This is a genomic window from Enterobacter cloacae complex sp. OE43NF (assembly GCF_023544405.1).
Taxonomy (GTDB): Bacteria; Pseudomonadota; Gammaproteobacteria; order Enterobacterales; family Enterobacteriaceae; genus Enterobacter; species Enterobacter cloacae.
In genome coordinates, this window is sequence record NZ_JAMJFW010000008.1 from 108,955 (window position 1) to 119,439 (window position 10,485).

The 10,485-nt window shown below is 54.9% G+C and carries 9 protein-coding genes and 1 riboswitch; of the genes, 7 read left to right on the forward strand and 2 right to left on the reverse strand.

Going from position 1 to position 10,485, the window contains the following annotated elements:
- Positions 1-5 precede the first annotated feature (5 nt).
- The 3 genes from argB (at position 6) to oxyR (ending at position 3,474) form a co-directional block, all read left to right on the forward strand.
- The gene (argB, locus tag M8370_RS05980; protein ID WP_020686923.1) at positions 6-782 is read left to right on the forward strand and encodes an acetylglutamate kinase; all 777 of its coding nucleotides are present in this window, start codon (positions 6-8) and stop codon (positions 780-782) included.
- 74 nt (positions 783-856) lie between these two features.
- Positions 857-2,230: an argininosuccinate lyase gene (gene argH, locus M8370_RS05985; protein ID WP_038420809.1), complete on the forward strand. Its 1,374-nt coding sequence runs from the start codon at positions 857-859 to the stop codon at positions 2,228-2,230.
- A gap of 326 nt (positions 2,231-2,556) precedes the next feature.
- Positions 2,557-3,474 carry a DNA-binding transcriptional regulator OxyR gene (gene oxyR / locus M8370_RS05990; protein ID WP_014833742.1) on the forward strand — a complete coding sequence of 306 codons (918 nt, stop codon included), beginning with the start codon at positions 2,557-2,559 and terminating at the stop codon, positions 3,472-3,474.
- On the opposite strand, the gene sthA is transcribed toward oxyR, so the two are convergent.
- The gene (gene sthA, locus M8370_RS05995) at positions 3,457-4,857 is read right to left on the reverse strand and encodes a Si-specific NAD(P)(+) transhydrogenase (protein WP_014833741.1); all 1,401 of its coding nucleotides are present in this window, start codon (positions 4,855-4,857) and stop codon (positions 3,457-3,459) included. The two genes, oxyR and sthA, sit on opposite strands and share 18 nt — an antisense overlap.
- Positions 4,858-5,053: 196 nt before the next feature.
- Here sthA and fabR point away from each other — a divergent pair, with 196 nt between their 5' ends.
- Complete coding sequence (fabR, locus tag M8370_RS06000) at positions 5,054-5,692, forward strand: HTH-type transcriptional repressor FabR (RefSeq protein ID WP_250020647.1); 639 nt, start codon at positions 5,054-5,056, stop codon at positions 5,690-5,692.
- A gap of 9 nt (positions 5,693-5,701) precedes the next feature.
- Positions 5,702-6,061 (forward strand): YijD family membrane protein, encoded by a 360-nt coding sequence (locus M8370_RS06005; protein WP_058683767.1) that lies wholly within the window; start codon positions 5,702-5,704, stop codon positions 6,059-6,061.
- Between the two features lie 79 nt (positions 6,062-6,140).
- Here the strand turns inward: M8370_RS06005 and trmA are convergent, their stop codons facing one another.
- Positions 6,141-7,241, reverse strand: a complete 1,101-nt coding sequence (trmA, locus tag M8370_RS06010) for a tRNA (uridine(54)-C5)-methyltransferase TrmA (protein ID WP_250020649.1) — start codon at positions 7,239-7,241, stop codon at positions 6,141-6,143.
- A gap of 104 nt (positions 7,242-7,345) precedes the next feature.
- Positions 7,346-7,521, forward strand: a riboswitch (cobalamin riboswitch).
- A gap of 66 nt (positions 7,522-7,587) precedes the next feature.
- Between trmA and btuB the strand changes: the two genes are divergently transcribed.
- Both btuB and murI read left to right on the forward strand, forming a co-directional pair.
- A complete protein-coding gene (gene btuB, locus M8370_RS06015; protein ID WP_045294688.1) occupies positions 7,588-9,441 on the forward strand; it encodes a TonB-dependent vitamin B12 receptor BtuB in 1,854 nt (617 codons plus the stop codon).
- On the forward strand, positions 9,386-10,237 hold the full coding sequence (murI, locus tag M8370_RS06020; RefSeq protein WP_032618543.1) for a glutamate racemase: 852 nt from the start codon (positions 9,386-9,388) through the stop codon (positions 10,235-10,237). The genes btuB and murI overlap by 56 nt, the downstream gene beginning before the upstream one ends.
- Positions 10,238-10,485: the final 248 nt, after the last annotated feature.

Below are 10,485 nucleotides of genomic sequence, written 5' to 3' on the forward strand. Positions count from 1 at the left end.
GTGTGATGATGAACCCATTAATTATCAAACTCGGTGGTGTACTGCTGGACAGCGAAGAAGCGCTGGAGCGTCTGTTTACCGCGCTGGTTAACTATCGCGAATCACACCAGCGTCCGCTGGTGATTGTGCACGGCGGCGGCTGCGTAGTGGATGAGCTGATGAAAGGGCTCAACCTGCCGGTGAAAAAGAAAAACGGCCTGCGCGTGACGCCTGCCGACCAGATTGACATCATCACCGGTGCGCTGGCAGGTACGGCGAATAAGACTCTGTTGTCCTGGGCGAAGAAACACCACATTGCCTCCGTTGGCCTCTATCTGGGCGACGGTGACAGCGTAAAAGTGACCCAGCTCGATGAAGAACTCGGCCACGTTGGACTGGCGCAGCCAGGTTCGCCTAAGCTGATTAACACGCTGCTGGAAGGCGGTTTCCTGCCGGTGGTGAGCTCTATCGGGGTGACCGAAGAGGGTGAGCTGATGAACGTGAATGCGGACCAGGCGGCGACGGCACTGGCGGCAACGCTGGGCGCGGACCTGATCCTGCTCTCCGATGTGAGCGGTATTCTGGACGGCAAAGGCCAGCGCATTGCGGAAATGACCGCGGCAAAAGCCGAACAGCTGATCGCCCAGGGCATTATTACCGACGGGATGATCGTCAAAGTGAATGCCGCGCTGGATGCCGCCCGTACGCTCGGGCGCCCGGTGGATATCGCCTCCTGGCGTCACGCGGAGCAGCTTCCGGCGCTGTTTAACGGCACGCCGATTGGCACGCGTATTTTAGCGTAAGTTATTAATGAATGACCGTAGGCCGGGTAAGCGCAGCGCCACCCGGCGGAACTAACGAATAAAGGAACGATGTTATGGCACTTTGGGGTGGGCGTTTTACACAGGCAGCGGATCAACGGTTCAAACAGTTCAACGACTCTTTGCGCTTCGACTACCGCCTGGCCGAACAGGATATCGTCGGCTCTGTGGCCTGGTCCAAAGCGCTGGTGACGGTGGGCGTGCTGACCGCAGAGGAGCAGCAGCAGCTGGAAGAGGCGCTCAATAATCTGCTGGAAGAAGTGCGTCTGGATCCGCAGCAAATTCTGCAGAGCGATGCCGAAGATATTCACAGCTGGGTAGAAGGCAAACTGATCGACAAAGTTGGCCAGCTGGGTAAAAAGCTGCACACCGGCCGTAGCCGTAACGACCAGGTCGCGACCGATCTGAAGCTGTGGTGTAAAGATACCGTCGCGGAGCTGCTGGCGGCTAACCGTCAGCTGCAGAGCGCGCTGGTGGAAACGGCACAGAACAACCAGGACGCGGTGATGCCGGGTTATACCCATTTGCAGCGTGCGCAGCCGGTGACCTTTGCGCACTGGTGTCTGGCCTATGTCGAGATGCTGGCGCGTGACGAAAGCCGTCTGCAGGATACCCTGAAGCGCCTGGACGTCAGCCCGCTGGGCAGCGGTGCGCTGGCGGGTACGGCATATGAAATTGACCGCGAGCAGCTGGCAGGCTGGCTGGGCTTTGCGTCTGCCACCCGTAACAGTCTGGACAGCGTCTCTGACCGTGACCACGTGCTGGAACTGCTGTCGAATGCTTCTATCGGGATGGTCCACCTGTCACGCTTTGCCGAAGACCTGATCTTCTTTAACTCTGGCGAAGCCGGATTTGTGGAGTTGTCTGACCGTGTGACGTCCGGCTCTTCCCTGATGCCGCAGAAGAAAAACCCGGATGCGCTGGAGCTGATCCGCGGGAAGTGTGGCCGCGTACAGGGCGCACTGACCGGCATGATGATGACCCTGAAAGGGCTGCCGCTGGCGTACAACAAAGATATGCAGGAAGACAAAGAAGGGCTGTTCGACGCGCTCGACACCTGGCTGGACTGCCTGCATATGGGCGCGCTGGTGCTGGACGGCATTCAGGTGAAACGTCCTCGTTGCCAGGAAGCGGCGCAGCAGGGTTATGCAAACGCGACCGAACTGGCGGATTACCTGGTGGCGAAAGGCGTACCGTTCCGTGAAGCGCACCACATTGTGGGCGAAGCGGTAGTGGAAGCGATTCGTCAGGGGAAACCGCTGGAAGAGCTGGCGCTTGCCGACCTGCAGAAATTCAGTGCGGTTATCGGGGAGGATGTGTACCCGATTCTCTCGTTGCAGTCATGCCTGGATAAGCGTGCGGCGAAAGGCGGTGTGTCGCCGAAGCAGGTGGCGCAGGCGATTGCGGACGCGAAAAACCGGTTGGTTTGATTTGTGCGGGCTGGTGTCCTCACCCCGGCTCTCTCCCACAGGGAGAGGGAGCAAACCCTAAAAATGGCAACTTCGGTTGCCATTTTGCTTTTACCCCCGGGCTTTTTTACGCAAAAAAAAGCGGACCACGGGGTCCGCAAAAGTTCACGTTGGCTTTAGTTGTTCGAGTTTTGAGAGAAACTCGCTGACGGTGCGGGGACGTTAAGGGTCAAACACGTGCCGCCTCGTCTATGTGGTGTATTATTCAACAGAATGCTTGATAGGGATAATCGTTCGTTGCTATGCTATCTATCGCCATGAACTATCGTGGCGACGGAGGATGAATAATGAATATTCGTGATCTTGAATACCTGGTAGCGTTAGCCGAGCATCGCCATTTTCGCCGTGCGGCAGATTCATGCCACGTCAGCCAGCCTACGCTGAGCGGTCAGATCCGCAAGCTGGAAGATGAGCTGGGCGTGATGCTGCTGGAGCGCACCAGTCGTAAAGTGCTGTTCACTCAGGCGGGTTTGCTGCTGGTGGATCAGGCGCGCACCGTGCTGCGCGAGGTCAAAGTGCTCAAGGAAATGGCAAGTCAGCAAGGGGAGACCATGTCCGGCCCGCTGCATATTGGCCTGATCCCAACCGTTGGTCCGTACCTTCTGCCGCACATCATTCCGATGCTGCACCAGACGTTCCCGAAACTCGAAATGTATCTGCATGAAGCGCAAACCCATCAGCTGCTGGCACAGTTAGATAGCGGCAAGCTCGACTGCGCCATTCTGGCGCTGGTAAAAGAGAGCGAAGCCTTTATCGAAGTGCCGCTGTTTGACGAGCCGATGATGCTGGCGATCTACGAAGATCACCCGTGGGCGAACCGCGATCGCGTGCCGATGGCCGATCTGGCCGGTGAAAAGCTGCTGATGCTGGAAGATGGCCACTGCCTGCGCGATCAGGCGATGGGCTTCTGTTTTGAAGCGGGAGCGGATGAAGATACCCATTTCCGCGCAACCAGCCTGGAAACGCTACGTAATATGGTGGCGGCGGGAAGTGGTATTACGTTGCTGCCTGCGCTGGCCGTGCCGCGCGAGCGTAAACGCGACGGTGTGGTTTACCTGCCGTGCATTAAACCAGAGCCACGTCGTACTATAGGTCTGGTTTATCGTCCGGGGTCACCGCTGCGCAGCCGCTATGAGCAGCTGGCAGAGGCCATCCGTGGTGCGATGGATGGCCATTTTGACAACGCGTTAAAACAGGCGGTTTAAACCGTTCAGCGCGGCGACCCGATAGGCTTCCGCCATGGTTGGGTAGTTAAAGGTGGTGTTAACGAAGTACTCAATGGTGTTACCGCCACCTTTTTGCTCCATTATCGCCTGGCCGATATGAATGATTTCCGCCGCGCGTTCACCAAAGCAGTGAATACCGAGGATCTCTTTCGTTTCACGATGGAACAGGATCTTCAGCGTTCCCACGCTCATGCCAACAATTTGTGCCCGTGCCAGATGTTTAAACTGGGCGCGACCCACCTCGTAAGGCACCTTCATGGAGGTCAACTGCTGCTCGGTTTTCCCTACGGAGCTGATTTCCGGAATGGTGTAAATCCCCGTTGGAATGTCTTCGATCAGATGCGCCGTCGCTTCGCCTTTTACCAGCGCCTGCGCCGCAATGCGCCCCTGGTCATAGGCCGCGGAAGCGAGGCTCGGGTAACCAATCACGTCACCGACCGCGTAAACGTGCGGCAGGGCAGTCTGGTACATGCTGTTAACCTTCAACTGACCACGGCTGTCCGTCTCCAGACCGATGTTTTCCAGCGCCAGTGAATCGGTGTTACCGGTACGGCCGTTAGCATACAGCAGGCAGTCGGCTTTCAGCTTTTTGCCAGACTTCAGATGCATGATCACGCCGTCGTCGCAGCCTTCGATCTTCTCGTACTCTTCGTTGTGGCGAATCACTACACCGCTGTTCCAGAAGTGGTAGGAGAGCGAGTCTGACATCTCCTGATCCAGGAAAGCCAGCAGGCGGTCGCGGGTGTTAATCAGATCAACTTTGACATCCATTCCGCGGAAGATAGACGCATATTCACACCCGATCACCCCCGCGCCATAGATAATCACATGGCGAGGTTCATGGTGCAGGCTGAGGATGGAATCGCTGTCGTAAATGCGCGGGTGGGAGAAATCCACGTCTGCCGGATGATACGGGCGGGAACCACAGGCGATAACAAATTTTTCAGCGGTGAGGGTTTCAACCGAACCGTCGTGACACTCCAGCGCCAGCGTATGTTCATCCACAAAATGCGCGTTACCCTGAAGAATTTCGCAATGGTTACGCTCGTAAAAACCCTGACGCATGCGTGTCTGCTGGTTAATAACGGTATCTGCATGATTCAGGATATCGGCAAAAGAGGAACGAAGAAGTCGGGAGTGGTCGCTGTAAAGAGGGTTCTGGTTAAATTCAATAATGCGGCTAACGGCGTGGCGGAGGGCTTTGGAAGGGATGGTGCCCCAGTGGGTGCAACCGCCGCCAACATTATGGTAGCGCTCAATGACTGCTACTCTGGCTCCCTGTTTTACCAGACCCATAGCAGCGCCTTCGCCGCCGGGGCCGGAACCAATAACTATTGCGTCGTAATCGTAGGAATGTGGCATGGCAAGGCTTACCTGTTCTTATACATAAAAGCAACAGAATCATAACATCATTGCCAGGGTAACCCAATTATCGTTGTGCTTTTTTCCGGCAGTGGAGCACAAAGCGCGCGTAAACAATCATTCACAAAGCCAGGTAAACAGATTAATTTTATTCTCTGGTATAGTGCCATCAGACCTTTGGAAGGATTCAACTATCGTGATGGGCGTAAGAGCACAACAAAAAGAGAAAACCCGGCGTTCGCTGGTGGAAGCTGCATTCAGTCAACTGAGTGCTGAGCGGAGTTTTGCCAGTTTGAGCCTGCGTGAAGTCGCACGCGAGGCCGGGATTGCGCCAACGTCCTTCTATCGCCATTTCCGTGATGTGGATGAACTGGGTCTGACCATGGTCGACGAGAGTGGGCTCATGCTGCGCCAGCTGATGCGCCAGGCGCGGCAGCGTATCGCGAAAGGCGGTAGCGTTATCCGTACTTCCGTGTCGACCTTTATGGAATTTATCGGCAATAACCCCAACGCGTTTCGCCTGTTGCTGCGCGAGCGTTCAGGGACGTCAGCGGCATTTCGTGCCGCTGTCGCGCGTGAAATTCAGCATTTCATTGCGGAACTTGCCGACTATCTTGAACTCGAAAACCATATGCCGCGTGCGTTCAGCGAAGCACAGGCTGAAGCAATGGTGACGATTGTTTTTAGTGCAGGTGCCGAAGCGCTGGATGTCAGCATTGAACAACGTAAGCAACTCGAAGAGCGACTGGTATTGCAGCTCAGGATGATCTCCAAAGGTGCGTACTACTGGTATCGCCGTGAACAAGAGAAACTGGCACATCAAACCGAAGAGTGAAGGTGAGTAATGAAACAGTCAGGTCAGGATAAAGGGACACTGTTGCTGGCATTGATCGCTGGCTTATCCATTAATGGTACGTTTGCCGCTATTTTTAGCTCCATCGTACCCTTCTCGATTTTCCCGCTTATCGCCCTGGTGCTGACGGTTTACTGCCTGCACCAGCGTTATCTGAACCGCACCATGCCGGTGGGGTTACCGGGTCTGGCCGCTGCCTGCTTTATTCTGGGTGTGTTGCTGTACAGCACGGTGGTGCGCGCAGAGTACCCGGATATCGGCTCTAACTTCTTCCCTGCTGTTCTGTCTGTGGCGCTGGTGTTCTGGATTGGCTCTCGCATGCGCAACCGTAAGAGCCAGTTGCCGGAGTAAGGAATTATTTGTAGGGCAGGTAAGCGAAGCGCCACCTGCCAAAAACGCCGGATGGCGCTACGCTTATCCGGCCTACAGATCACCGTGCGGTAAGTAAAACACCGCATTCCATATGGTGCGTATACGGGAACTGATCGAACAGCGCCAGACGTTCAACCTTGTGCGTCTGGCTTAATGTTTCCAGGTTTTTGCACAGCGTTTCCGGGTTACAGGAAATGTACAAAATACGCGGGTATGCCTGCACCATCTTCTCGGTTTCGCTGTCCAGGCCACTGCGCGGCGGATCGACAAAAATCGTCTCGCACTGATAGCCCTTCAGATCGATCCCCTCAAGACGGTTAAATTCGCGCACGCCGTTCATGGCCTGCGTAAACTCTTCTGCTGCCATACGAATAATCTGCACGTTGTCGATATGGTTGGCGGCAATGTTGTACTGCGCGGCCGCAACGGACGGTTTGGCAATTTCCGTTGCCAGTACGCGCTCGAAATTGCGCGCCAGTGCCAGCGAGAAGTTGCCATTCCCACAGTACAGCTCAAGCAGATCCCCCTTTGACCCTTCGGTCGCTTTCAGCGCCCACTCCAGCATTTGCACGTTCATCGCCGCGTTAGGTTGGGTGAAGCTGTTCTCTACCTGACGGTAAACCATCTCTTTTCCTGCCACCGACAGGCGCTCATCGATGTAATCCTGATCCAGCAGGATTTTGGTTTTTGTCGCGCGGCCAATCAGGTGAACGTTGATGTTTTGCGCCCGTAGCGCATCGCGCAGCGCTTCTGCCTGCTCGCGCCACTCGTCGTTAAGCGCCTTGTGGTACAGCAGAGAGACAATGGCCTGATTGCTTTGGGTGGTCAGGTAGTCAATCTGGAACAGCTTATGGCGCAGCACCGGGTTGTTGCGCACACCGTCAATCATCAGAGTCATGAGCTGGTTAATCAGCTCACTCGCCGCCGGGAAGCTGTTAACCCGGATACGGGATTTAGTCTGCTGATCGAAGATGATGTGATACAGGTCGTCGCCATCGTGCCAGATGCGGAACTCGGCGCGCATACGGTAGTGGCTGACGGGGGAACGGAACACCTCAGGAACGGGCGCGTTGAAAGGCGTCATCATACTTTGCAGGCGGACAACTTTCTCTGCCAGCTGTGCGTCGTACTGTTCTGTCGGGAGGTGTTCGGGGGTCATGATGCGTCCTGAGTGATAAAGAATTACGCGGGGATTGTAGGGATTGTGCAGTGGATGTCCAGATTTAATGGCTAATAGCTATCTGGACATCTATACGTGTCTAATTGTAGCATTCTGTTTCCGGTCTCCTGAGAGTGAAAAGGGAATCCAGTGTAAATCTGGAGCTGACGCGCAGCGGTAAAGACTGGCGGGATGAGAGTTGCAGACACTGTGAAAATGGGAAGTCTTCATCCACAAAACGCCACCCAGCCCGAAGACCTGCCGGGATCACGTCGCATTTGGTTTCATCATCGCGTGCTATAGATGAGGCCTGCGGCATCCTTCTTATATTGTGGATGCTTTAACAATGATTAAAAAAGTATCGCTGTTAACGGCGTTGTCCGTTACGGCATTTTCGGGCTGGGCGCAGGATAGCGCTGACTCGTTGGTGGTGACAGCAAATCGTTTTGAACAACCGGCAAAAACAGTTCTGGCACCGACGTCCGTGGTGACGCGTGAAGATATTGAGCGCTGGCAGGCAAAGAGCGTTGTGGAGATTATGTCACGTCTGCCGGGCGTAGATATCGCGCAAAGCGGTGGCCTGGGTGCCACCTCTTCTACCTTTATTCGCGGCACTGAATCCCGTCATGTTCTGGTCCTGATTGACGGTGTACCGTTGAACAGCGCCGGGATTAGCAACGTTCCCGATCTGAGCCAAATCCCAACCTCGCTGATTCAGCGAATCGAATACGTCCGTGGCCCGCGTTCTGCGCTGTATGGCTCCGACGCGATTGGCGGCGTGATTAACATCATCACCGGGCGTGATAAGCCGGGTGCGGAAATCTCAGCGGGCGTCGGCTCTAAGGGCTACCAGACCTATGATGGCGCTTTCCAGCAGGTGCTGAATAAAACCAAAATCACTATGGCGGGTAACTACACCTATACCCGCGGCTTTGATATTGCTGCCCAGGATGCGCCGCGCCAGCCTGACCGCGATGGTTTTATGAGTAAATCGCTGTACGGCTCCGTGGAACAGCAAATTACCGACAGCGTGAGCGGGTTCTTCCGTGGCTTTGGTTATGACAACCGCACTGCGTATGACGGTTACGATCATTACGACGCCAATTTTATGGTGGATGGACGACCTGATACTCGCCAGCTTTACAGCCAGAACTGGGATACCGGTTTGCGTTACAGCCAGGGGATTTTCCAGTCACAGCTGGTGGCGGGTTACGGCCGCAGTAAAGATCAGAACTATGATCCGAAGAAAGGGCGCTACGCTGATTCCGCAACCATGGATGACGTGAAGCAGTACACCACCCAATGGCTCAACACTATAGAAGTTGGCCATGGCAATATCGGCGCAGGCCTGGACTGGCAAAAGCAGAAGACGCAGGCTGGGACCGGTTACCTGGAAAAAGGTTACGAGCAACGTAATACCGGCGTGTTCGCGTCTGCGATGCAGCAGTTCAACAGCGTGACGCTGGAAGCGGCGGCGCGTAATGACGACAACTCCAACTTTGGCAACCATGGCACGTGGCAAACCAGCGCAGCGTGGGAGTTTGTGGATGGCTATCGCGTGATTGCCTCCTACGGCACCGCTTTTAAAGCACCGACGATGAGCCAGATCCACAGCGCTTCTTACGGCAATCCGAACCTTAAACCGGAGGAGAGTAAACAGTGGGAAGGGGGCTTTGAAGGCCTGACGGGACCGGTCAACTGGCGTATCACCGGTTATCGTAATGATATTGATAACCTGATCAGCAGCGATCCGCATACGTATCGGTACTACAACGTTGACGAAGCGCGTATTAAAGGTGTGGAAGCGACGGCACAGTTCGAAACTGGACCGGTTGGACATCAAATCTCCTATGATTATGTTGACCCGCGTAACGCCAAAACTCATGAAGTGCTGGCCCGCCGTTCTAAGCAGCAGGTTAAGTATCAACTTGACTGGCAGGTATGGGATCTCGACTGGAACCTCGCTTACCGTTACCTCGGCACCCGCTATGATGTCGCGATCGATCCAGACACGTATGCGTCAGAACGCGTGAAAATGGGCGGGGTAAGCCTGTGGGATGTCGCAGTTTCATATCCTGTCACCTCTCACCTTACAGTTCGTGGTAAAATAGCCAACCTGTTCGATAAAGATTACGAGACAGTTTATGGCTACCAAACTGCAGGACGGGAATACACCTTGTCTGGCAGCTACACCTTCTAATCCGCGTCCCACCGTGCTGGTATTTGATTCCGGCGTCGGTGGGCTTTCGGTCTATGATGAGATTCGGCATCTCCTGCCGGATCTCCATTATATCTACGCCTTCGATAACGTCGCTTTCCCTTATGGGGAGAAGAGCGAGGACTTTATTGTTGAGCGTGTCGTTGAAATCGTCACCGCGGTACAGCAGCGTTATCCCCTGGCGCTGGCGGTCATCGCCTGTAATACGGCAAGCACGGTATCGCTGCCAGCCTTGCGCGCAAAATTTCAGTTCCCGGTTGTGGGCGTCGTTCCCGCAATAAAGCCTGCTGCGCGCCTGACTGCGAATGGTATTGTGGGTCTGCTGGCTACGCGCGGCACGGTGAAGCGTCCTTATACGCGTGAATTGATCGATCGTTTTGCCAATGAATGTCAGATCGCGATGCTCGGTTCGGCAGAGCTGGTGGAGATGGCTGAAGCGAAGCTGCATGGCAAGACGGTGCCACTTGAGGAGCTGCGTCGTATTCTTCGCCCGTGGCTGCGTATGCCGGAACCGCCGGATACCGTCGTTCTGGGCTGCACTCATTTCCCGCTCTTACAGGAAGAATTGTTAGAAGTACTGCCGGAGGGGACGCGTCTGGTGGATTCCGGTGCGGCTATTGCCCGTCGTACTGCCTGGCTGCTGGAACATGAAGCGCCGGATGCCAAATCTGCCGATGCGAATATCGCGTTTTGTATGGCACTAACAAACGAGACTGAACAACTTTTACCCGTTTTGCGCCGTTATGGGTTTGAAACGCTCGAAAAACTCGCGCTGTAGCACGGTTTTGAGCAAAAAAGAGACGGTTGAACGTTTTTTTTTAAAGAGGGGTTGTCAACGTCTGAGAACTCCCTATAATGCGCCTCCACTGACACGGAACAACGGCTTGAAAGCCGCCGGGTTAGCGGGGTTCAGAGATGAATGCCGACAGAGAAAAGTGAAAATAATCACTTGACTCTGAATGAGGAAAACGTATTATACGGGACCTCGCAACGGTGAGCGAAAGCCGCGTTGCACTGCTCTTTAAC